General features: G+C 44.8%; 12 protein-coding genes. 9 read left to right on the forward strand and 3 right to left on the reverse strand.

Annotation, left to right across the window (positions count from 1 at the left end):
- Positions 1-5 precede the first annotated feature (5 nt).
- The 6 genes from ACUB3H_RS06345 to ACUB3H_RS06370 all read left to right on the forward strand — a co-directional run bounded on the left by ACUB3H_RS06345 (position 6) and on the right by ACUB3H_RS06370 (position 5,996).
- Entirely contained in the window at positions 6-1,781 is a 1,776-nt protein-coding gene (locus ACUB3H_RS06345; RefSeq protein ID WP_459129825.1) for a M3 family oligoendopeptidase, read from the forward strand.
- Complete coding sequence (proC, locus tag ACUB3H_RS06350; RefSeq protein WP_459129826.1) at positions 1,753-2,553, forward strand: pyrroline-5-carboxylate reductase; 801 nt, start codon at positions 1,753-1,755, stop codon at positions 2,551-2,553. Before ACUB3H_RS06345 ends, proC begins: the two co-directional genes overlap by 29 nt.
- Positions 2,550-3,569 (forward strand): aldo/keto reductase, encoded by a 1,020-nt coding sequence (locus tag ACUB3H_RS06355; protein WP_459129827.1) that lies wholly within the window; start codon positions 2,550-2,552, stop codon positions 3,567-3,569. The genes proC and ACUB3H_RS06355 overlap by 4 nt, the downstream gene beginning before the upstream one ends.
- Positions 3,569-4,546: a phosphotransferase gene (locus ACUB3H_RS06360; RefSeq protein ID WP_459129828.1), complete on the forward strand. Its 978-nt coding sequence runs from the start codon at positions 3,569-3,571 to the stop codon at positions 4,544-4,546. Before ACUB3H_RS06355 ends, ACUB3H_RS06360 begins: the two co-directional genes overlap by 1 nt.
- Before the next feature lie 68 nt (positions 4,547-4,614).
- Positions 4,615-5,118, forward strand: a complete 504-nt coding sequence (locus ACUB3H_RS06365) for a M15 family metallopeptidase (protein ID WP_459129829.1) — start codon at positions 4,615-4,617, stop codon at positions 5,116-5,118.
- Positions 5,119-5,120: 2 nt separating this feature from the next.
- Positions 5,121-5,996 carry a C39 family peptidase gene (locus tag ACUB3H_RS06370; RefSeq protein ID WP_459129830.1) on the forward strand — a complete coding sequence of 292 codons (876 nt, stop codon included), beginning with the start codon at positions 5,121-5,123 and terminating at the stop codon, positions 5,994-5,996.
- A 20-nt stretch (positions 5,997-6,016) separates the two neighbouring features.
- Here ACUB3H_RS06370 and ACUB3H_RS06375 read toward each other — a convergent pair whose 3' ends face one another.
- The 3 genes from ACUB3H_RS06375 to ACUB3H_RS06385 form a co-directional block, all read right to left on the reverse strand.
- A complete protein-coding gene (locus tag ACUB3H_RS06375) occupies positions 6,017-7,810 on the reverse strand; it encodes a phosphoenolpyruvate carboxykinase (GTP) (protein WP_459129831.1) in 1,794 nt (597 codons plus the stop codon).
- 91 nt (positions 7,811-7,901) lie between these two features.
- A complete protein-coding gene (locus ACUB3H_RS06380) occupies positions 7,902-8,561 on the reverse strand; it encodes a YjjG family noncanonical pyrimidine nucleotidase (protein ID WP_459129832.1) in 660 nt (219 codons plus the stop codon).
- Positions 8,562-8,570: 9 nt separating this feature from the next.
- Positions 8,571-9,755, reverse strand: a complete 1,185-nt coding sequence (locus tag ACUB3H_RS06385; protein WP_459129833.1) for a serpin family protein — start codon at positions 9,753-9,755, stop codon at positions 8,571-8,573.
- Between the two features lie 75 nt (positions 9,756-9,830).
- On the opposite strand from ACUB3H_RS06385, the gene ACUB3H_RS06390 reads away from it, so the two are divergent.
- The 3 genes from ACUB3H_RS06390 to ACUB3H_RS06400 form a co-directional block, all read left to right on the forward strand.
- The gene (locus ACUB3H_RS06390) at positions 9,831-10,946 is read left to right on the forward strand and encodes an aldo/keto reductase (protein ID WP_459129834.1); all 1,116 of its coding nucleotides are present in this window, start codon (positions 9,831-9,833) and stop codon (positions 10,944-10,946) included.
- A gap of 676 nt (positions 10,947-11,622) precedes the next feature.
- Positions 11,623-12,249 (forward strand): TlpA family protein disulfide reductase, encoded by a 627-nt coding sequence (locus ACUB3H_RS06395; RefSeq protein ID WP_459129835.1) that lies wholly within the window; start codon positions 11,623-11,625, stop codon positions 12,247-12,249.
- 75 nt (positions 12,250-12,324) lie between these two features.
- The coding region (locus tag ACUB3H_RS06400; RefSeq protein WP_459129836.1) for an isopeptide-forming domain-containing fimbrial protein at positions 12,325-25,451 on the forward strand (13,127 nt) is incomplete at its 3' end.

Consider the following 25,451-nt stretch of genomic DNA (forward strand, 5'->3'; position numbering starts at 1 on the left):
GAACGATGAATCCACTACATTGGGACTTAGATGCACTATATCCTGGCTTTGATTCCGAGGAATTTAAGCGCGACCTCGAAGGAATCGGACAAAAGGCAGAGGACTTTGTCACGTATGCAAAAGAGACCCTTTCAAAAGACCATAAGCCAGAAGAGGTCCTTTTCGACTTTATTAACAAATACGAAGACATTTATAATGCCTTCATCCGCCTCATGAGCTATAGCCACCTTTCACTTGCAGTAAACTCCGACCATCCGGAAGCTAACGATGCGATGAGTAAGCTCTATTCCCATTCATCGAGCTTTGCTTTAATCGAAGTACTCTTATTAAGCTACGTAAAAGACATTGACCTAAAAGAGCTCATTGAAAAAGACAGCCGTCTAAAGGACTTTGAGTTCTTCTTGAGTGAAATAAAGCTTAAGTCCTCGAGAATGCTCTCTGAAAAGGAAGAGGTTCTCTATTCGAAGCTTAGAAGCACTGGTTCAACCGCTTGGTCTAAGCTACAAGAGGAGCTTACGTCCTTCCTTACTGAGACCATTACGCTCGATGGCAAGGAACAAGTTCTAACGCTCACAGAGCTTAGAAACCTCGCTTACGATAAGAATCCTGAGGTTCGTAAGAGCGCTTATGAAGCAGAGCTTAAAGCTCTCCAAAAAATTGAGCGACCCATCCAAAATGCTCTCCTTGCGATTAAGGGAGAAGTCATCGAGATGAGTAAACTACGCGGTTACAGTGAGCCACTCGAGCAGACACTTGAAGAGTCACGCATGGACAGAGAGACACTAGATGCTCTTCTCCAAGCGATGAAAGAGTCACTACCGATGTTCCGCCGCTATCTAAAAGCGAAGGCAAAGTACTTAGGTCATTCGAACGGTCTTCCTTTCTACGACCTCTTTGCACCGATCGGTTCCAGTGATAAGACCTACACCTACGAAGGTGCCATCGAATATCTCGTAAAGAACTTTGAAGAGGTCTCACCACGCCTTTCAAGCTTCATCCAACATGCCTATGATAATAAGTGGCTCGACGTCGAGCCGCGACCAGGTAAGCGCGGAGGAGCCTTCTGCTCTACGATTCATGGACTTAAAGAGAGCCGAATCCTTGCGAACTTCTCAGGAAACTTCTCTTCTGTGACGACACTTGCGCATGAACTCGGTCACGCATACCATAGCTATAACTTAAAAGACGAAAGCCTCTTTAACGCGGATTATTCGATGCCTATTGCAGAGACTGCATCGACCTTTAATGAGACACTTATTACAAAGCTCGCTCTAAAAGATGCATCAGGAGAAGAAGCCATCATGCTTTTAGAGGATTCCATCAGCGGATCTTGCCAAGTCATTGTAGACATCTATTCACGCTTCCTCTTTGAATCGAATGTCTTTAGAGCCCGCACTGATCGCAGTCTTTCCGTCTCAGACCTCAATGAACTCATGCTTCAAGCACAGCGCGATTCTTACGGGGATGGACTTGACCCAGAACTATTGCACCGCTACATGTGGATCGTAAAGGGCCACTATTACTCTGGTGGACTCAGTTTCTACAACTTCCCTTATGCCTTCGGTCAACTCTTTGCTAAGGGCCTCTATGCGATGCTTGAAAAAGAGGGCCCGAGCTTCATGAAGAAATACGATGAGCTACTAAATAATACGGGTAGAATGAGCATCTACGATGCAGCGAAGAGCGTCGGAGTCGACGTTCACGATGTCAACTTCTTTAGAGCGTCCTTAAAGACCATCGAGGAGGAGATCGATGAATTTATCCGACGCACCCAAGCGTAAGATCGGAGTCATTGGCTTTGGAAACATGGGCCAGGCGATCGTTAAGGGGATTCTTAAGAGCGGAAGTTACGAGGTTTCTGTAAGTAACCGCTCAGAAGAAAAGCTGAATTTCGCAAGAGAATGGGGGGCAAAAGTAACGTCAAACCTCGAACTCGCTAAGGAATCAGATGTCCTCTTTTTAGCCGTAAAGCCTTACGTCTATCCTGAAGTCATTGAGGAAATAAAAGAAGGAAGAAATAAAGAAGGAATCGTCGTAAGTATCGCAGGAAACTGGTCCCTCTCGATGCTTGAAGATGCACTTCCAGGTTCTAAGGTCGTTCGGGCGATGCCGAATACTCCGTCTCTCATCGGTAAAGGCATGACTGCACTTGTAGCCAACGAACGAATGAGTGAAGCGGAATACGAGATGGTAGAGGATCTCTTTCAGACCTTCTCTACCGTCATTCGCCTCGACGAAGAGCTATTCCCGGGCTTTACCGCGGTCTCTGGAGCACTCCCAGCAACAATATTTTTAATGATGGAAGCGCTAGCTGATGCAGCCCTAAAAGAAGGTCTTCCACGAGATATCGCCTTTTATAGCATGGCTCATGCCATAAAAGGAAGTGCAGAGCTCTACTTAGAGACCAAGAAGCATCCGATGATTCTTAAGGATATGGTCACAACCCCCAGAGGATCTACAATCGAAGGTCTTTTACAGCTTGAAAAGGGTGGCTTTAAGAGTGCCATACACGAGGCTGTAAAAGCAGTCAGTGAGAAATCGAGGGAAGTATGATAGAAAAAAGAAAATTAGGTCAAACAGGCTTACTCATCAGTGCCTTGAGTATCGGAGGCATTCCCTTTCAGCGCGTCGATGCGAAGGTTACAACGGAGATCTTAGCGAGAGCCAAAGATCTCGGTATCAACTTTATCGATACGGCGCGAGGATATACGACGAGTGAAGAATTTATCGGTGAAGCGCTCCAAAAGGTAGGTAGGGACAATTTCTACCTAGCTACAAAAAGCATGAAAAGAGACAGCTCCATCTTAGAGGATCTAGAGACGAGTCTAAGAAATCTAAAGACCGATCACATCGATCTCTACCAATTTCATAACATCTCGAAAAAAGAAGACTTTGATCGCATTTTCGAGAAAGACGGTGCCTATGAATGCATCCTCCAAAAAAAGAAGGAGGGTGTCATCGGTCACATCGGCTTTACCAGTCACAGTGTCGACCTTTTAAAAGAAGCGATCCACTCTGGTAAGTTTGAAACCGTCCAGTTTCCCTATAATGCCGTAGAAAGTCAAGGTCAAGCGCTCTTAGAAGAAGCCCACCAAAAGGGCTTAGGTGTTCTCATTATGAAGCCCTTTGCCGGAGGTGCCATTCAGAATAAGTCGCTTGCACTTCGCTACCTCATGGAAAAAGACTTCATCAGTGCCATGATTCCAGGAATCGACTCGATCGAAGAACTTGAAGAAAACGTGAAGAGCGTCGATCCTTACATTCCGCTTTCTAATGAAGAGCGAATGACGCTCGAAGAAGAAACGACGGAACTCGGCGAGCACTTCTGTAGAAGATGTGGTTACTGCATGCCCTGTACGGCTGGAATCAACATTCCTCAGATCTTTCTCTTTGAAGGGTACTATACACGCTACGACCTAAAAGAATGGACGCTAGAGCGTTTAAAGGGCCTACAAAAGACACAGGACGACTGTATCGAATGCGGCGTCTGTGAAACGCGTTGTCCCTACCAGTTACCGATTCGTGAAATGATGAAAAACGCACAGAAAACGTTTCGTGGAGCGAAGTAATGTACAGGCGAGTACTACAAAACTTTGCTAGAGATCGTCTCGTCGCAACGGGCGAATTTAAAAGAGAATCCTTAACGGTGATCTTTCTATCTAAAGCAGACGATTACTACTACTATCTCGTAAAGGCAGTGGGCCATCCGCCGTACCTTTTAAAAACGTGTGAGGATTCAAAGCTTGAAGGACCTCTCTTAAAAGAAGGAGAGGTTCTTAAGATGCTCTCCCTCTCGACACATACGCCAAACATATACATGAGTTTGCCATCGAGTGAGCTCTTTAAGCATCCCATCCTTCTCATGGAATACGCTCCTGGCCGTGAGCTCCAATATGAAAAGGACTACCTAAAGGTCGGTCAGATGTTCGGTGGAATTCACCGCTTCAGTAGGGACATTCTTGACCTGGAACATAAAAACCCTATCATATCGAGCCTAAATGAAAGCAAGGAAGCTTTAAAGGATGCCTTGGCAAGTGGCGTCTTTTCTGTAGAGCATCTCTACTTCTTTGAAGGCTTTTTAGAATGGGCCGAGGAAGAAGCAGAAGAGAGAGCGTCGCTCTTTGACCCTGAAGAAGACGTCATTACGCATGGCGTTTTAAAGGAAACAAACTTTTCTGTCGATCACAACGCCATGCTCTTTGACTGGACCGATGCCCATTACTCGCATCCTGCGAAGGACATCGCGCACTTCTTTTCAAAGACGACGAGCCTTTGGAACTCGAACTTCTCCGTCCGAGCGATCGATAAAGAAGACTTCTACTATCTCTACGGAAAGGCGAGAGGAACCTCAATAAACGAACTCGATAACTTTGTACGGGCCTACATGCCTTATCACTACCTAAAGGTCTTTAGCGCCTTCGCGCACTACTTCTACGAGGTCAGAGATCCTCAAACGCCGATCATGAATCCGACGTTTCATAAGAAGGTGTTGACCTTTCTCGAGGTCGATACGATGCAGCGCATCGTAAGAGACTGTTTTTATTAAGAAAAGTAAGGAAATCTTAAGAAAGGTTTCCTTTTTTCTTTAGTACAATGAATAGGAAAGGAGGAAAGATGAATAAGAAAAGATGGATCATCCTAGGTATCGCTCTCTTCTTAACCGTTTTTGTCCTCCTACCGCGCGTTGGTCTCTATACGGCGCTCTTTGATAGAGGTGACTACGACGAACAAAACATTCGAAGCTTGAAGCGAATTGATAGTCTAGACGAATTAACCCCACATACAAAAGCGAAAGCTCTTGAGTTCTTAGAGCGCTGTAGAGAAGAGGGGTTAGACGTTGTGATCACTGAGACCTACCGCTCAGACGAGCGTCAGCGTGTCCTCTATGCGAAAGGGAGAACGACCGAGGGAAGCATCGTAACCTACACACTCCATAGTAACCATACATCGAGGCGTGCCTTCGACATCTGTAAGGGGGGAGATGATCCCTATGGTGATGATGCGTTCTTTGAACAGTGTGCAAGGATCGGAAAAGAGGTTGGATTAGACTGTGGTTTCTACTGGAAGGGATTTCAGGACAGACCGCATTATGAACTAAATGAATGGTGGATGAAGTGAAGATGATAAAAAAGTTAGTCGGAGTAGTTATACTTGCACTCCTCGTTGTGGGAGGATATAAGGCGGTAGAGATGAATGGGCCCATAACAGAGCGCATTCAGTCGATACGTGAGCCGAAGATACTAGGGAAGTATACAGAAATGCAGTATGCAGAACAGATTGGAAAACTCAAAGAGAAATACAAGTACCCTGAAGATGGAAACATCGACACCGAACTTGAGAAGGTCGTAAAGCTCTTTCCCGAAGCCAACTACTTAATCGAACATCGAGAGGAGATTCCGGATCAGGTGATCGAAGTCTTTCTAAAGTATCCAGAAAACTTCCTTTATGCGAGAAATTACCTTGAAAGAGAACAACTTGGAAAGGACAAGAGCCTTACAAAGGAAGAAAAAGAAGCTGATGTACCGCTTCTTTTTCAGACCGATCCGAGATGGGGTTATGAAAAGCTAGGACCAAGCCTTTTTGCTAGAGGTGGCTGTGGACAGACGTCACTCAGTATGGTCCTCATCGCTAAGACCAAGGATACCTCTCTTACACCGCTAAAGCTTAGAGATATTGCAGAAGAGGGAGGATATTACAAGAAAAAAGAGGGAACGAGCTGGACCTTTATGTCAGATGTCCCTAAAAAGTACGACTTGAATTCAAGGATCATAAAGATCTCTGAAAAGGGCATGAAAAAAGAGCTCGATAACGGAGCACTACTCATCGTAAGTGTGAAAAAAGGCGATTTTAGCTATGGTGGTCACTTTATGGTCATCGTAGGTTACAACGACGAAGGTTTTTTAATCCATGACCCCAATAGCTTTTATAACAGTCAAAAAGCCTGGAGTTTTAAGCGATTACAACCGCAGTTAAGAAATGCTTGGAGCATAAAGTAAGAGGTGGCATTAGCCACCTCTTATGCTTTATTTAATCTTTCTTCTAGCTTGTCGAGCTCTTCATAGAGTTCTTTTGGCATCTTTTCGCCGTACTTCTTGAAGTGCTCACGAATGCTTACAGCTTCGTTTTTCCATTCTTCTACATCGACGTGGAGGAGTTCTTCCATCGTCTCACGATCGATGTCTAGGCCTGTCGTATCAATGTCTTCTGGTCTTGGCATGTATCCGATAGGTGTTAGAACGGCATCGCGTTTACCGCTAATGCGCTCGCTGACCCACTTTAGGACACGGCTGTTGTCGCCGAAGCCTGGCCATAGGAAGTGATCGTTTTCATCTCTTCTGAACCAGTTGACATAGAACAGTTTAGGAAGTTTTGCGCCTTCCTTTTTACCGATTTCTAACCAGTGATTTAAATAATCACCGACGTGATAACCGATGAATGGCAGCATTGCGAAGGGGTCTCTACGTACAGAACCGATCTTATCACTGATGACAGCTGCTGTGATCTCACTACCCATGATAGAACCCATGAAGATTCCATGGTTCCAGTCGATGGATTCGTGAACAAGCGGAACGGTCGTCTTTCTTCTTCCGCCTACGAGGATCGCATCGATCGGAACACCCATTGGATCTTCCCAGTCTGGAGCGATCGCAGGACATTGTTTTGCAGGGGCTGTGAAGCGTGAGTTTGGATGGGCTGCTTTTACACCACTGTCTTTGAACCAGTCATTACCCTTCCAGTCGATGAGATGTTCAGGAACTTCTCCGTCCATTCCTTCCCACCATGGTTCGCCGTTATCTTTAAGAGCGACGTTTGTAAAGATCGTGTTCTTCTTGAGGGATTCCATTGCGTTGGGGTTGGACTTGGAGCTCGTACCAGGAGCGACGCCAAAGAAGCCAGCTTCTGGGTTAATAGCATAGAGTCTGCCGTCTTTACCAAAGTGCATCCAAGCGATGTCATCGCCTACGGTCTCTACCTTCCAGCCAGGAAGTGTAGGAACGAGCATTGCGAGGTTTGTCTTACCGCAAGCGCTTGGGAAAGCACCGCAGACGTGGAAGACTTCACCTTCGGGATTTGTTAGCTTTAAGATGAGCATATGTTCAGCAAGCCAGCCCTCTTCACGAGCCATGCTCGATGCGATACGAAGGGCTAAGCATTTCTTACCAAGGAGAGCATTTCCACCGTAGCCACTACCGTAGCTCCAGATCGTGCGTTCTTCTGGGAAGTGCGAAATGTATTTCTTTTCCATGGGAGCACAAGGCCAGCTTGTGTCTTTTTCACCGGGAGCGAGTGGCTTACCTACAGAGTGTAAGCAAGGAACAAAGTCTCCGTTATCTCCAAGAACATCAAGTGCTTGTTGACCCATTCTCGTCATGATACGCATGTTGCAGACGACGTACGGGCTATCGGTAATTTCTACGCCGATCTTTGAGAAGGGGGAGCCAATGGGACCCATGCTGAAGGGAACGACGTACATCGTACGGCCTTGCATTGATCCATCATAGAGTGCAGTCATGGTTTTCTTTAATTCGACAGGATCAGTCCAGTTGTTGGTAGGACCTGCATCTTCTTCCTTCTTTGATGCGATAAAGGTGCGCTCTTCTACACGCGCAACGTCGGAGCTATCGGAATGAAAGAGTGTACAGCCTGGATACGACTCCTGATTGAGGCGTACGGCCATTCCACTTTGAACAATTTCGTCCATCAATTGATCGTACTCTTCCTGACTTCCGTTACACCAGTACACGCGCTCAGGCTTTAAGAGTGCTTTCATCTCCTCGACCCAAGCATTCAATTTCTTATTATTTGTCATGATAACCTCCATACATAACGTACCATTCTAGTGATAATTGTCAATGTTTTTACGGGAAATGAAAGATGAAAGAAAAAACTTGCAGGAAATCCTAAAGTTTTAGGATTTCTAGCAAGTTTTTTACGTGGTAATCAGCCACAGCTGAGTACCTCTCTTCGGGATCGAAGAGACACGTTTTAATGCCTAATGCCTTTGCCCCAGGAATATCGACCTTGGGGTTATCGCCTACCATAAGAGTCTCTTCTGGCTCTAACTTAAACTTCTTTATAATGTACTCAAAGAACCTAGAATCAGGCTTTTGGAAGCCTGCGTCCTCGTCTAAAACGACAGCGTCTACGAAGCTCGAAAGACCAGAAGAATCGAGTTTTCTCTGCTGGGTTTCTTTTGCCCCGTTAGATGCGATCACAATGAAGTGTCCCTTTAGACCCTCCAAAAGTTCCTTTGCATGAGGTATAAGGTAAGGCTTTTCAGAAAGCTTCAATAAGTAATACTCATTTAAGCTTCTTGCATCGAGGTCGAGACCTAGTTCACAGAGCAGGTCCGAAAAGCGTCCCACGAGGAGATCTTCTTTTTTTACTTCGCTTCGTTCAAAGCGTTCCCAGTAGCTTTTATTGATCGCAAGATATCGTGATCTTGTATGCTCTGAATGAGGCACTTCAAAGCGCAGAAATGCTTCTTTGAGCGCTTCTTCCTCTGCTCGGTTAAAGTCAAAGAGTGTGTGATCGAGATCGATGAGATAAGTCTTAAACATGTTTTTCCTTTACTTTACAAATGATCCTATAAAGAGTACCACACCTTGGTCGCTTTCGATTGAAAAGAGGAACGGCTTATCGAGCTTTAATTCGACAATCTCGCTCCTAGGGGCACTGCCGCCATTCTTTTCGAGAATAGTCACTCCTGCAGCCACTGCTCCTTTTTCGTTCGTTTCAAGCTTTGTCTCTTGGATGACATTTGAAACCATCAGTTTTTTATCGGAAATTCCACTGAAGTCAGCGTTTTCTGAAAAGACAGTAGGAGTCTTCTCTTTCAATACATCAGCTAAATGATACTCCGACTCAATTTTTACCTTAGGAAGCGTCAGATCGAGGTCAACCATTAAGTAGTCCTCAGATTTTAATCCTTGAAGGGCTTCGAGCGCACCATCTAAAGCGTTTCCTTCCTTTGCTGTGATAAAATGCATATTGCATTTATTTTGAAACATGATCGATGCTCCCTTGAAGTCTCCCGTTTCAAAGTATCTTGCTTTCCTAAAGGAGTGCATCATAGGAACTTCTTTAACAGCGCCATCAAGCGAATGGAAGGGGAGATTTTTCGTCTCGGAATCGTCGAATTCTAGTCCCCAAGCACCTTTAAAGAGTGTCGTGTTCATGAGAACCATGAGTGTATCTTTCTGAATGGAAAGCGCTGGTTTTATCATCCCATCGGTTTTTTCAGAGACCCAAGCTTTCATTTTCTCTTTTGTTTCATTGTTAAAAGGAACTTCAAAGAGGTCTCCATAGAAAGAAGTCGTGATGATATCGGCAAACGTCTTCTTGTAAGGGAATCCAACTTGAGTCCAGAGAGAGTTTGAAAAACTGATTATTTGCCCATTGGACTTCATGCTGAGTTTTTCCTGCGTTTCCTGGACAAGAGCCTTTAAAGTGTCCTTGCCTCCCGTGAAGCCTAGGTAGTCCTTTAGTTCCTCAAACGTCTTCCCTTCGGCGCCTTCTGTGATCATCGACAGGGCTAGAAAGAGGCTCATAGGGGAGTAGGTTTCATTATCTCCGGTGAAAAAGTCCTTTGCCGTTTTATAAGCAAAGTCTCGGTGAACCTTTACGGTCTCGTCTCTAAGTCGGTCAGGAAACTCCTGAAATGTAAGGGTTTTACTTCGATACTCCAAAGCACTTGAAACGGTGCAAGAACAGAGAACCGTAACGAGTAGTAAGAGAGCTATCATCTTTTTCATAGTACCTCCTTTACAACATCATACAAAGATAGAACTCCTTTTGTCCATTTGTTATACTAACTTTAGGAGGAAAAGATGATTGAGCGAAAAATAGGAACGAATGGACCTCTGGCTACGCCACTGGGCTTTGGCTCGATGAGGATGCCTTCAAAGGAAATGGATGGAGAAAAGGTACTCTTAGAACAAGAAGCAGTCGAACTCATTCGCTATGCAATCGATCAAGGGATCACCTACATAGACACAGCCTACCCCTATCACAACAAGATGAGTGAAGTAGCTGTCGGTAAAGCGCTAAAGGATGGCTACAGAGAACGCGTCGTGCTAGCGACGAAGTCACCTGTGTGGCTCATTGAAAAGACAGAAGAGTTCAGTACATATCTCGATGAACAGTTAGAAAAGCTTCAAACAGAATACGTAGACATGTACCTCTTTCATGCCTTAAACCGAGAACGCTGGGAAAAGATCCAAGATCTCGAACTCCTAAAGGAAGCCCTAAAGGAGAAGGAGCGAGGACGTATCCGAAATATCGGCTTTAGCTTCCACGACGAATACGACGTATTTATGGAAATCCTCGATGGCTTCGACTGGGACTTCTGTCAGTTACAGATGAATTACGTTGATGAAGCATATCAGCAGACGATTGAAGGCTTCTACGAAGCTAAACGAAGAGGCTTAGGCGTCATCGTGATGGAACCACTAAGAGGTGGAAAGCTAGTAAATCCACCGAAAAGCGTTCAAGAAACGATCCCAGAAGGAATGTCTCCTGTCGAGTGGGCACTACATTACCTCTTTAGCACCGAGGGCGTCGATGTCGTCTTAAGTGGTATGGGAACGAAGGAAGAAGTCGATCAGAATATTAAGATCGCTATGATGGATCACCACTTTAAGGAAAGTGAAGCAGAGCTTTACAGGAAGGGAAGAGAAGCCTTCACTACCATGGGTCTCGTCGCTTGTACTGCTTGCGAATACTGCCTTCCTTGCCCTATGAACATAAATATCCCAAAGGTTTTTGAAAGCTATAACCTATCCTTCAGCCGCTCCAAGGAGCTCGCGAAGGAGCACTACGAACGACTCGAAAAGAATGCTTCCAATTGTGTCGCATGTAGAAGCTGTGAGAAGGTCTGTCCACAGCACATTGTCGTCAGTGAAGAAATGAAACGAATCCACCCGTTCTTCCAAGAAGCCGAGTAAAGACTCGGCTTTTTTTTGTTTTTCTGAATTTTGTGTACAAAAACGTCTTTTATAAATAATATGTTTTTGTAATAAATAAGACTAACCCTCTATATATTAAGGATAATTTATGACATGGCCTCTGGAATGTGCTTGCACCCAGAGGTTTTTCTTTTTGATATGTGTCAATAAATTTAAAAAATATACGAAATACTTATAAGCAATATCTATCACTACATTCATAGCCCACCCCTTATAATGGGTATTATTATATGTACCACCAAATGCCGTAAAGCGTGGAAATTAATGCATCTAACGGCAATGCAATTATAAATATAGACCTTTAAATGTTTTAGCAGAACAGATCCTAGAGTGCCAAAAGGTCTCGAAATGGCCATCGAGTTTGTATAACTAGTGCTCATACCGATTATGTATTACACATCTGTACCAATTTACACTCAATTCACAAAACGATAATACGCACTTTATAACTAGGGACTCGGGTTTTTATTTCACCTTTGTAAAGTGTGTTACAAAATTGGTGTTTGCCATAAAGAAAACAGGAATTATTTCACGATGTCGATTACGTAAAAACCTTGAAATTTTACGAAAAAATGCAAGCTTATTATTTGCTTAAAACGCTTCAAACATGGTAAAATGACACATACGTATTTCCTAGACTTAGGAGGGAAGAACAATGAACACAAAAACAAAAAGGAAGGTAGCAGCGGTACTTTGTGCAGGGGCACTTCTCATAACAAGCTGTGCAGGCACTCCAAAGACCAATGAACCGGCACTCAATCCGGCCCCGAGTAATGAATCTCAAGCGTCAGGTGAACCGAGGGTAGCCGAGCTACCTGCAGGGGAGCCAAAGAATGAATCAGGTCTTGTGTTTTCGGTCACTGATCCTGTGACAAAAGAACAAAAGGGCCAACCAGAGATTCTTTCGAAAGACATTAATATCGTCATCATCTGGCAGACGACTTGCCCACCGTGTCGGCAAGAAAGTGCTGTCATCGAAAAGGTATATAAAGAATTTCCTGATATCAACATCGTAGGTATCGGCTTAGCCCAAAATGAGGACGAGCTGCAAAAGGCCATAAACGAGTGGGGCCTCACCTACAAAAACTATTTTGCCACCGATCAATTCATAACAAGTTTAGCAGGAAAGGTGACGAACACTCCGACAGTGCTGTTTTTAGATAAAGTCGGACGTGAGATCGCACCAAAGCAAGAAGGTTATAGGTACGACGCAGAACAGAAAGACGCTGCCCTGGAGCAGTTTCGACAGACGCTAAAGGAGCTTTCAAATGCAAAAAAATGAGAGCTCATAGACCCCGCTTACGCAGATAATGCATCCGATAAATCAAAAGAAACAAAAATGTAGAAAGGAAAACACATGAAAGATTTTGCCAAACGACTGCTTAGTGTGACACTAGCGCTCTTAATGGTCGTAAGTAACATCCCGACGGATGGGCTCTTTAGTACTACGACCGCATATGCAGCAAACTCTACTGTCACCTCATCCTCAGTCGGCGAAGTTAAAAATGTCAGGGCTCAAATCTTTGATGCCACGAAAGCAGGCGAGCTATGTAACCGCTTGCTCGAAGGCCGCATAGATTTCACCTGGCCAGACAGCCGACAATTCGTCGACTTAGTCATTATCCAAGACATGTCAGGAAGCTTTAAAAACACGATCGTAGATGTAGGTAACTCCATCTATAAGATCGTCGACAGCTTGAACATGGGAAATGACGTTGACGGAAAATCGCCAATGGACCGTGCAATGCTTGTAACCTATAAGGGCTCTCCTGGTACTTTTACAGTAGATTCGAGTCGTTATACAAGCTATACGAACTCGTCGGGCACTTGGCCATACAAGGTTCAAGTAGAAAGTGTGACGGGAGGAAACCTCTCCTCGAATAAGACGAACTTCTTATCGATGATCACGAACGTCTATCAAGCGAAAAACGCTTGGGGTGGAACACCTACCATCGACGGTATGAGAGAGGCTCAAAGACAGTATCAAACGCTTACCAGTGGGACTGCGGTCTACAACAACACCGATTACACCATCAACGGGGCAAAGCGTACGAGAAAAACGATTTATCTCTTGATCTCTGATGGTGCGGCAAACGTTGTAACATATAACAACATTCCTGAAAGTTCGAGACAATACTTCTTTACCCCTAAAAGTTTATCAACAGCTTATTACTTCGATGACTGGTACTCAAATAGCACAGCTGGTGAAGGATGGTATTTAGCTACTGATGGCTACTACTATCCAAGATATCGTTTTCCGTACTTATCTCACCTTTATGCGATGTATGAAATTGGTCAAGAGTTGAAAGCAACGGGTGGCCTAGACTCGAGCTCGGCATCTGTTGTGACAGGTTTCTGGGAGGACCCAAGTAGCGTATCGGGCTTGCCGAGTACTGGTGCATATTATGCAAGCTGGCCAACCATGAGACCCGATATTCTCTATTATTTTGAATATATCGCGTCACAAAAAGATTATTTTACGACATCTGATAAGATTGAGTCCTTCACGGAATCCTTGATTAAGACGTTCCAAACGGCAAATACAAAGACACTCGACCGCGTGGACATCAATCTCGTTCCCTCCATTGGGGCTACGAGCTATGAGCTATGGAGGAAAGGTGACAACCCCGCAACCGTCGCGGTTGAAACGGAATATCAAATTTCCGCGGGACCGTATTCAAAGGTAAGTGGTTCTAGTATCACTGTAGATATGACAAACTACCCTGCTGCCAATTACTTCATTAAGTACAAAGCAAGTGAGCTTGAATATCAGCCAACCACATACAATCCGCTTCCTCAGATTGACTTTACCTATTCGGATATCACGCAGTCTTTAAACACGACCGCGTTAACGATTGACGGTAACACTCGAACCGACTGTTCGATCGACGTCAGAAAGTATGTCGCTAGCGACCAAGCAGACTTTGCGAATAAAAACGATTATAAGCAACTTGATAATCGTCGCCAATCGTTCTATTTCGATAGCGTCTACACGTTTACAGGCCAAGTTTACGAGATTAACAATTCGATGGTTCTTCAAGACTCCATCGATCAGCGTCTTGACATCTTAGACGTCTATCTCGTTACGAACAGTGCAAACCGCATTATTTCGAGCAATGCTCCAAACGGCTATTATGACGTATTGAGTGGAGCATCGACCAATAATACGTTAGTCGCTGAAATGAAGGGTGGCGTATCGGGAGACCTTACCGGTGTTCCAGCTATCTCTGTCGATAAAGCGACGAACATGATAAGCTATAACCTTCCGAAGCAGCCGACGGTGATTAACGGGGTAACCTATCCGTTTGGTGGCTACGATAAGAAGGAATACATTCTCGTCGTTAAAGCACAGATTAAAGACAGTGTAACGGACGATGAAATTGATCATATGATCAACACCATCGTAGATGGTAGACCTGCAGGTATCCCGAACACCTCGAAAATCACGACAGATGGAAAGTTATTGACATCGAATACAGTACGCGTTGTACCACCGGAACTTACTTCTCCAGACTTAAAGAAGTATATTTCCACGATTGCAGAAGGAACACAGTTCGATCCGCTCTATTGGATGGCGCCTTACGCATACCTCTATAGACCGAACGAACCCTATTTACAAAAGCTCGAATTCACGATGCCTACTGATATGACGGGTTATGACACCTTAGTACTTACAGACCCAGTCGATCCTTTCTTAACGATTGATCCAATGAGCATCAGAACGTACATCCTAAAAAAGGATAGAACGAAAATTCCGATCACAGTTCCAAATCCTAACTACATGTACGGAGTCGATTCGAATAACGTTCTTACCATGACGTTTGCAGAGAACGCGCCTACAGAACAATTCTTTGAACAAATGTCTGACGGAAAGCTCGTCGTAGAATTTAAGGTAACGCTAAAAGATGGCGTCGACCTAACACAGCGTTACCACGCTGCAACGAATACGTATCGTTACAACAACACCGCAAGCTATAAGTTGAACGGAAACGATCCGAAGTATTCAAACCAAACGACAGCTATCGCTCCAACCATTTCAGTTCGACTCAAAAAGTTAGCTCCTGATGGCTCTGTCCTCCAGGGTGCAGTGTTTGAACTTCGTGATAAAACGACAACAAACACAGAGTCTCCAGAGTCTTATACAACCGATGACAACGGTTTGCTAATTACTAAGAACCTAACTCCAGGTAAAACGTATGAACTCCAGGAAATTCAAGCTCCTGACGGATATACGCTCGTTGACAACACACCTTGGACGATCGTCGTAAATAAGGACAACACCGTTACGATTACGGGTGGTCCGACAATGACTGGTATGAACAATACCATCAATGCGAACGCAATCGAAATTACCAACTTGTCTCCGAAGGCTCCAACACCAGAAAAGTGGTTACATGGTGCACTTGATGCTGACAAGACCTTTAAACAGCCGACCGTTGCTGCACCGTATTTACTACAGCAAAACGGAGAGGTTGTAACGTATCAAATCCGCATTCCGATCACGGATGTCAACGGATTCTCATCGTTGGAAATCAACGATAAATTTGATAAGTATCTGAACTACATTCCTCAAACAGCTAAATCGTTTGTCTTAAACGAAACGGATCCATTTGACATTTCAGCGGTCGTCGGTGGAAGTTTCTCGATTGATGACACAACGAAGACCCTAAAGTGGATCAAGACTGCAAACTTCAACGAAATCGTCAACAAGACGCTTGTCATTCAATTTCAAGCAACAGTCGATGGCCCAGTCGATAAGATCTTCTCAGATGCGAGCCAAACATATTATTCAAATGGTATCGTTCCTAACTCTGCAGAAGTCGTCTTAAATACGACATCTAAAGCGACGACGAATGAAGTCGCTGTTCAAGTGACAAAGGCTGAAGTTACCCTTTCAAAGCAAGTGATACCAAAGGGAACATCGACACCCATTCCTCAGCCTGATGGAAGTGAAACAACATTCACGCTCTATAAGCTGAGAGATGGTGCGACAGATCCAGATCCAGGTAAGGACTCTCCAATTGGTTCCTATAGTGTGAAGGGATCTGAGCAAGTAAAGGTACCGTTACTTGATAGCGGTAAGTACTACTTCGTGGAAACCTCAGCACCAGCTGGCTACCAAGGCGTTTCAGGGCCGATTCTTCCGTTAATTACAGTGCCAGCAGGTTCTACAGGAAACGTTGCATCGATTAGCCCTGTGAACCCTGAGGTCGAAACACCTACTATCAGCAAGAAGATCCGTTCTTATAAAGAAGACGGAACAGTTGTTGATAAGCCATTTACAAAGGATCTTTTACAGATCGGATTTGGTTGGCAGTGGCAATATGCTATCGATATCCCATTCCCGGCAGCTACTGACCTCACAAAGACCTACACCATTGCCGATATGATTCCTGCACCATTCGAGATTTTAAACCTCGTTGTTCAGGAAGGTGATGGCACGACCTTTACAGATAGCACACAACTTACACAAGAACTCAATAAGAACATGAACTGGACCAACAGGAATGACTTAAAGCTCATCCTCACGGGTCAACAGATTACAGACTTCGGTCTATCAGGAAAAACAGTTCGTATTCTAGTAACAGTTCACGTAAAACCAGGAACAAACCTCTTGGAATCAGGCTATCTCCAGCGCGGCGTTATTCCTAATACCGCAACGCTTACCTACGAAGGCGGAAACTTCTCCTCAACCGTTGACGTTCAACCAAAGATCGTTCGTAACTTTGAATTCACGAAGATGCTTGGTGGAACGCCACTACCGGGTGCTACTTTCACGCTTTATCCGTTCGATCCTACAACGAGAACGGTAAGCCCGGACCCGGCAGTTGATCCGTTCACAGGAATGCCATTAAAGGCCACTTCAACCGACATGGGTATTGTAGCCTTCAAGAACGTACCTGCAGGTCAATACATCATGAGAGAGGCTGCACCTTCAGGAACGTACCCTTACTACGAATCGATCCGTGTCGTTGTAAGTGATTCAGCTATTCCAACGACAGATCCTAATGCTATTCGTTTCTATACTAAAGGCGGTATCGAGATTATCGATAGCGAGGTTTACAACAACGAATCTGTTGTGATTTCCGGCCAAAAATACTGGGATGACCTCGATAATACGTACTCGAGACCACTAAGCATTCATATTCGACTTTATAGAACAGTCGAAGGAACGACGACGAGAGAGCTCGTAGAAGAAAGAGATATCTCTGCACCTTGGACCTATGAGTTTAAAGACACTGAAGTCAATGGTGTCATGACTCAGAAGTATCCAAAGTATGACGTTCACGGGAAACTCTACATTTACACAGTAGAAGAAGATCCAGTACCTGGTTATAAGCGAGTAACTGACGGTGTAACAGGATATGACCTAAAGAACGTTGTAGACAAAGTTCCTGTGTCCTTTATCAAATACAACGACGCAGGAGCTATTGTTCCAGGACGTAAGTTCATTCTTCAAAATGAACTAGGTGAGTACAGAGAGTACACGACAGATCAGTTCGGCGCCTTTACGATCCCGGATCTACACAAAAACTCAACGTATGTATTGACTGAAGTATTCGTTCAAAACGATCCGTTTGTCAATACGCATGAAGTCTATTACATCAACGTTGATACAGCAGGAAAAATATTCATTGAGGGATTGGAACTCATTTCAGCAGATCTCGATGGAAATCCTGACACGCAAGAATATGCTTACAAGATCACGAACGTCCAGAAGACGATACCAAAGAAGAGCGTTTCGCTTTCGGATAATGATCCAAACACTGTTCCAACGACGGACGCTATTTCTGAGGTTCTTCCGGACCTAAACAAGAATATCACTTATGTCATCGACCAACCGAAAATGGATTGGAGTCGAATGAGTGAGATCTTCTTTATCGACACCGTGGACCCAGCACTTGCTATCGTTCCAAACTCACTAAGAGTCTATGCGATCGATGATACAGGCGTTCAAACGGATGTCACTTCGATCTTTACGAAGGAACTCACGAACCAAGCACGAACGATTACAGCGATGGTCGCTTCGAACTACACAGACTACGACAAGCTCGCTGGTAAATCACTGAAATTTGTCTTTGATGCGTATGTAGCAGTAACCCCATCGGATCTCGTGGCAATGCACCCCGATAAGAAGATCCCGAATACTGCAGCCATGGTATTTAACCATGATCCAAACACGCTTGTTAAGACAAACCCTGTAGAGGTCACTTTTGACGTCGTAGGTGTTCAATTTGAAAAGTTCGTTGAAACACTTGACGCAAGTGGAAATAAGATTTCAAAACCTCTACCACAAGGCCTCAGTGCAACCTTTGAACTTTACAACACTGAGACCAATGCATTCATTGGCGAATTCACAACGAACGCCAATGGAATGGTAACCTTTACAAATCTAGGAGTAGGTAAGTACTACTTTAAAGAAACCATTGCCCCACAAGGCTACGGTTTAGTGCCGGATGTTTACTTTGACGTTCGAAAGGACGACACCTCAGGTCAGCTCGTCATCGATGCACTCGATGGAAAAGATGGAGCAGTTCTTGCTACCTTTGCAAACCGAGATGCGATCACAGGATTCATTACGGATGCAAACCTCAGAGTCATTGACCCGATGCCAGAGCTACCTACGGTCAACAAACAAGTTAAGCCGAAGGATCAAGAGCTTCAAGCAGGAGATCCGGCTACGACCAACAAAGATTACGTCCTACCGCTCATGCGATCAGCATTCGACTACGTGATTGACCTCAAGATTCCAACGGAAACGAAGAATCTCTCAGTGATTGATCTCTTTGACGCATTCCCGAAGGAAATCGAAATCGTCGGAGTCGTAAACGATTATCCACCGGTTGTAGGATCGGGCGAAGGAAGTACCTTTGTACCAGCCACTTCACAAGCTGGATACATCTTTAACTACGCGGGCGGACTCGATACGTCAACAGAACGTTACAATGTATTCTTAAATACAAACGATCGCCAGACCATCGATGCCCTTGCAGGAAAAACTGTACGAATCACCTTACCTGCGAAGATCAAGGATAGCTACACGTCCTCAGAGACGATGAATCTCGTTGCCGGTAAGCTACCGAATACGACGACGGTTGTTGTCAATAACGAGTACACGATTGATTCTTCTGCAACCGTCACACCACCTACAACACTAGGCGTCACCTTTAAGAAGATCGGTGACATCGGAAGTCCACTCGAAAACTACGGACTCTACGATGCCCAGTTCGAACTTTCTCATTACGACGTCAACGGTGTCCAAGGTCCAGATCTACCGATGGCTATGACCACGACCTTTACATCAAATGGCCAAGGTATCTTCCGTATCCCAGCTGAATTACTCCCTGGTAAGTATGTCTTAACAGAGATATATGTTCCAATGGGTTATATCAACGAGTTTGGTGAAAAGTACTCGACGAACTTCAAGACAGCATTTGACACTTATGTCATTGAAGTCGGTGCAACACTTGCTGATGGTTCAAAGGGAACGAAGATCTACTCACTCGTAGATAACGGCGATGAAACCTTCACTGAAACCTTCTTAACAGAGAGTGCTGGCACAGCCGAGCTTCCTGTGAAGATTGAAAACAAGATGACGATCGCTGTTCCAGTGAACAAAGTATGGGTTGATAACAACGACAGTGCCAACATGAGACCTCAGTCAGTCACGATGACCATTCAACGTGCTACTGTTGTAGGTGAACCAGACGTTGTCGATCCAGTTACAGGACTTCTCGTTCCAGAGGCTGGAGATCAGGCCGATATTCCGGATACAACCTTTAATGATATGGCGAATGCAGATACAACCAACACACTGAAGGTTGAGATCGATATTAGGCAATTCCCAGGTCAGTTCTACTCGGAATACCTCACGCGTTACGATGAATCTGGAAAACTCTTAAACTACTATGTTATTGAGTCTCCGGTTCCAGGCTATACGCCATCCTACGGCATCGTGACCACAGTAGAGGATGGATACGACGACTTCTTAACAGATGAGATTGTCGTAACGAACACCTTGAATGTGGCAGAGATTATTCTAAAGAAAGTGGATAACTCTGACCCGGCACAACCAGTTGAAGGAGCAGAATTCAACCTCTCCTACACAGATGAAACGGGTGCTCAGCTTGTAAGAACACTTACAACCGATGCAAAGGGTGAATTAGACTTAAGAGGTCTTCTCCCATCGACCACCTTCACACTCGTTGAGACCAAGGCACCGCAAGGTTACTTGAAGAACACGACCGTTTATACGATCGTAGTCGACGCACAAGGAAATCCGACAGTCTACGAGAAATACGTTGCTCCAGGAGATGCAGGAAACTTCGAAGTAACACTTGGTGAAGAAACGAGAACCGTTCCAGCCCCAACGGATACGGATTCAAACGCAACCAAGCAAGTAACGGTCAAGACACTAACAGTCGTCGACGAAAAGACGAAGACACCTCCACCAGAAAAGACGGTCAATAACGCTCAAAGCTATACACTTGAATCTCTAACAAAAGACTTCGAATATGCTGTAAGCGTTCCTGTCAAGACAGTAGAGGGTTACGAGACCTTTACACTGACAGATACCGTAAACAAACTTCTAACGATCGTCGATGGAACAACTACTGTAACAGCAGATGGTAAGGACATCTCAACACTCGGAACGATCACCATTGATCCGAACAAGCAGACGATCAGCTTTACGATCGATCAGAATGGAGCGACACCAGAGGCTGCTAAAGCAGTCTTCGATCAAATTGCCAATAGAACGGTTAAACTCGCGTTCAAGGCAAAAGTCAAAGACGGCATAGCAGTTGAACAATTAAAGGATTACGTTACATCACCAGGAAATGAATCTGGTATCCCGAACGAAGCAACACTAACGATTAACGACACTCCAGCGAAGTCCAACACGGTTTACGTCGTACCGGAAACACCTCCGACCCCGACGATTAAGAAAACCGTCAATGACGTTACGGACTATGTACTCAAGGCGATGGACGAGATCTTCACTTATAAGGTTGAAGTTCCAGTTCCAACAAACGTCCTAGGTTATGCTTCCCTCTCGATCGAAGATACTCTTTCGAAACTCCTCGAAGTGAGCGGCGACGTGAAACTAACGACGGTTGATGCAGCCCGAGTCATTGCTCCACTTAATGCTGGACCCGACTACACACTGACGAACACGACAGATACGGATCCAAATGCAGCAACAGATGGAAAGATCAAAGCGACGTTCGTCGACGGATATGATTACACGAAGCTCGCCGGCAAAACCGTTGTTATGGAATTCAAGGCGAAGCTAAAGACAGGCGTTACACCAGATCAGATTAAGGCCTATACGAACAGCAAAGTTCCGAATACGGCAAACTTCATTCTGAATGGAACGCCAGGAACAGAATCGACCGTTGTCGTAACTCCTCCAGAGAACCCGACCGTCGATAAGAAAGTGAACGGCGAAGACAAGACGATCCTCACAGATCTCACAAAACCTGTTCAGTACACGATCACAGCAACTGTTCCGGTAAACCCGACAGATTACACCAAGTACGTCATCAGCGATCAGCTAAAAGATGTCTTCGACTTTACGGAGACGACAGCAACCGTTACTGTTGACGGAATTACAGACACAGCAGACATCACTCCAGTCGTATCGGCTACAGGTCTTGTAACATCAACCATGAGTTCAGCTGATGTCGTAGCAAAATATGCTGGAAAGACGATTGTCTTAAAGATCAATGCACCATTTGACCCGACGAAGGATCTCACGAATTACCTCGTAGCTGGAGAACTTCCGAATACGGTAGATGTCATCGTAAACGACCAACCAAAGGTCAAAGATGATGCACCCGCTACCGTACCTCAAGGCGAAGTAACACTCACAAAGACAGCCGATGGTAATCCGCTACCAGCTGGAACGGCAGCTAGCTTCAAGCTTTACAAACAGCTTCTAGGAGCACCTTACCAAACCAAGGATCAACTCATCGGGGAATACACGACGATTAACGGAACACTTACCGTGAAGGGACTAGAGCCAGGAACCTACTACTTCGTAGAGACCCAGGCACCTGCAGGTTACGAACTCAACGATCTACCGAGAATCTTCACAGTAGATACACAGGGTAAGACGACAGCAGGCGAAAACTTTACAAACTTCACAGTAAATAACATTAAGAAGGATGTACCAGGACCGAAGAAGAACGTATCAGATGCAGATCAGAAGAACTTAGAAAATGTCGACCTATCCGCTCTCACTGAACCTGTAACATATGAAGTAACTGTTCCAGTTCAGACAGTAGCCGGTTGGACTGAGTTTAAGATCACTGATCCAGTCGACAAGGCACTTACAGTCGACCAAGCTACGATCAAGGTAGAAATTAAGAATCAAGATGGAACGGTTCAAACGACCTTCGATCTAAATGATCACCTAACCTTCGAGACTGCTACAAACACCATTACCTTTGTACTTGCACAGACAGAACTTACTCAGCTAGAAGGAAAGAACGTCGTTCTAACCTTTAACGCATCGATCGCGATGACGGCAGCAGAGTTTATCAAAGCTCACCCGGATGCAATCGTTGGTAACACAGCTGAGATTAACATTGGAAACCAAGCTATCCCAACTAATACAGTCACGGTGACACCTCCAGGAGAGGTTCCAACACCAGTGAAGTCGATCAATGGTGACAGTAGTGAGACACCACTCAAACTCGGTAAGAAGGATCAACACTTCTTCTACGATGTAAGAATGGTTATTCCTACAAACACCGCGGGATATGAAAGCTTGACACTCACAGACACGTTGGAATCTGTACTCGAGACCGACATTGCAAAGATTCATGTCTATGTCAATGACATTCTCGATGCGAACTTAGAGAAATATATCTCTTATGACCCAGCAACAAACCTCGTCAAATTCGAAATCGACAACAACACCATCGATTCAGACTTTGACTTCAAGACACTCGCAGGAAAAACCATTCGCTTAGCAATCGAAGCAAACTTCAAGAGTACGGTTACCGATGCAGACCTCAAAACCTACATCGTAGATCCTTCGACCGAAGTCATCGTACCGAACGAAGCAACGCTCAAGATCAACAACGAGTCGAAGACGTCCAACACGGTCAATGTCACACCTCCTGGTGATGAACCAACTATTGAAAAAACCGTAACGACAAAGACAATTGCTGACGCTAAAGCGAAAGCACTGCTAGAAGCAAAGAATGAAACCTTCACTTATAAGGTGAACGTGACTGTCCCAAGTAACGTAGAAGGCTACACCAAGATTCAACTTGACGATACCTTAGACTCAGCACTTGAAGTCGTAGGTAAACCAGTTGTAACTCTCTCTGATGGAACGACCTACCAAGGTCCAGCTCCACAAGTTACAGGTAACAAGATTCAAGTATTGATCACGGATAACTTTGCAGCTTATGCAGGTAAGACCATTACACTAACCATTCAGGCGAAGATCTTAGATACCATTACGATGGATCAGATTGCACACAACTACGGCAACTCGGCAATCCCGAATAAGGCAACCTTGACCTTCAACAACACCTCGAAAGATTCGAATGAAGTCACGGTAACGCCACCAGGAGAAACGCCGAAACCAACGAAGGATGTCAATGCACAGCCTGAAATCACATTGAAGACATTACAAGAAGAATTCGTCTACAACGTGAGATACACGGTCCCGACAAACGTCACAGGAATCAATAAGCTCACACTTACAGACCAACTCAAGGATGTTCTCGTAACATCACAAGATAAGATCACAGTCTATGTAGATGAAGTCAAAGACGACGCACTTACTCAAAAGGCCGTTCTAGATACGACTAACCTCGTAACGTTCGTACTCGCACAGGGAGACACATCAACCCTACACGGTACAGTGTTCGAGAACTTAGCTGGAAAGACCATTCGAGTAGAAATTAAGGCAAGCATCAAGGACGGAGCAGATCTTTCAGCTTATCCGAACAGAAGAGTACCAAACGATGCAACGCTAAAACTCAATGACGACCCAACAGGAATCACAACACCTCCTGTCTATGTCAATCCTCCACTTGGAGCAGTGACACTTACAAAGGTCGTCGATGGTAACCCACTTTCAGGAACACAAACGGCAACGTTCAACTTGTACAAACAACTCGGAGATACACCGGACACTGCAACGGATACACCAGTATTAAATGGAACGAGTGCAGACTATGTAGTCAATGCAGCATCGAATAAGATTTCGATCGAAAAACTTGAACCAGGAAAATACTACTTTGTAGAAACCGCAGCTCCAGATGGTTATGTACTAAAGAATGAGCCAATTCCATTTGAGATCACGGCAAACCAAACGATGCCAATTACACTCATCTGGAACAACACCACACCTGGAAAGACAGTACCAGTTAAGACGGTAAACGATAAAGAACACCTCGACCTAGCAAATGTAACTGATAGCTTTACTTATAAGGTAGAAGTTCCAGTTGATAAGGTTGACGGATGGACGAAGTTTGAACTCACAGACCCAGTCGATAAAGAACTTACAATCGATGAAGCTTCTGTTAAGGTCGTGATCGGTGGAACGACGTACACCCTTGCAAATACGCAAGATGCAGACGTCTTCACCGTAGCCAATAATCTCATCACCTTCAGCTTCACACAAGGCGATAAGATTAAGGCTCTCGTAGGACAAACGGTTATCTTAACCTTTGATGCGAAGATCACTGATCTCAACCAGTATCTCGTAGCTCATCCGAATGCGATCGTTGGTAACACCGCTAGCCTAGACGTAGGTAACGGCGGAACCTCATCGAATGAAGTAACAGTAACTCCTCCAGGAGATAATCCGAAGTTAGATAAGAAGGTTAATGGCGAAAAGGAACTCAAGATCACCAACCTTACGGATAAACTAAGTTACACGATGGACATCGACGTCCCACTCAACACGAGAGACATTACGAAGATTCAGATGATTGACGACTTCCCGGGAATCTTTAAGCTAGAAACCCCGGCAACCGTCACAGTTCTAAACGCTGATGGCACACCAGATAACGCATTGACCGCAACGATCAATGGACTACCGAATGTCATCACAGTGAATGGTCAGAAAGTAGAACTCCTCGTACAAGATGCTGATGCAGATCAATTTGCTGGAAAGAGAATTCACGTTCAGATTAATGCAACAATCGATGAAACGAAGAATGTAGCAGATTACCTCGTAGAAGGTAGCATCCCGAACGAAGCGAGACTCGCATTCACGAACGACCCAACGAAAGACATCAAAGACAAGGCAACGGTAACTCCTCCAGGAGAAGACCCGAAACCGAAGAAGGATGTCAATGGTAAACCAAGCCTAAGCCTTGGAACACTTTCACAGGTCTTCACCTACCACGTAGGTGCAACGGTACCATCAGACATTACAGGCTTCACGAAGTACGTACTCGTCGATAACTTAGAGGATGTCTTAGAGACAGACTTAAGCCGCATCACGGTACGCGT

Source organism: Guggenheimella bovis, assembly GCF_054492335.1.

Excerpts from the sequence above, each read along its gene's own strand:
- ACUB3H_RS06345 (WP_459129825.1), top strand. The coding sequence starts at position 6 with ATGAATCCACTACATTGGGACTTAGATGCACTATATCCTGGCTTTGAT.
- proC (WP_459129826.1), top strand. The coding sequence starts at position 1,753 with ATGAATTTATCCGACGCACCCAAGCGTAAGATCGGAGTCATTGGCTTT.
- ACUB3H_RS06355 (WP_459129827.1), top strand. The coding sequence starts at position 2,550 with ATGATAGAAAAAAGAAAATTAGGTCAAACAGGCTTACTCATCAGTGCC.
- ACUB3H_RS06360 (WP_459129828.1), top strand. The coding sequence starts at position 3,569 with ATGTACAGGCGAGTACTACAAAACTTTGCTAGAGATCGTCTCGTCGCA.
- ACUB3H_RS06365 (WP_459129829.1), top strand. The coding sequence starts at position 4,615 with ATGAATAAGAAAAGATGGATCATCCTAGGTATCGCTCTCTTCTTAACC.
- ACUB3H_RS06370 (WP_459129830.1), top strand. The coding sequence starts at position 5,121 with ATGATAAAAAAGTTAGTCGGAGTAGTTATACTTGCACTCCTCGTTGTG.
- ACUB3H_RS06375 (WP_459129831.1), bottom strand. The coding sequence starts at position 7,810 with ATGACAAATAATAAGAAATTGAATGCTTGGGTCGAGGAGATGAAAGCA.
- ACUB3H_RS06380 (WP_459129832.1), bottom strand. The coding sequence starts at position 8,561 with ATGTTTAAGACTTATCTCATCGATCTCGATCACACACTCTTTGACTTT.
- ACUB3H_RS06385 (WP_459129833.1), bottom strand. The coding sequence starts at position 9,755 with ATGAAAAAGATGATAGCTCTCTTACTACTCGTTACGGTTCTCTGTTCT.
- ACUB3H_RS06390 (WP_459129834.1), top strand. The coding sequence starts at position 9,831 with ATGATTGAGCGAAAAATAGGAACGAATGGACCTCTGGCTACGCCACTG.
- ACUB3H_RS06395 (WP_459129835.1), top strand. The coding sequence starts at position 11,623 with ATGAACACAAAAACAAAAAGGAAGGTAGCAGCGGTACTTTGTGCAGGG.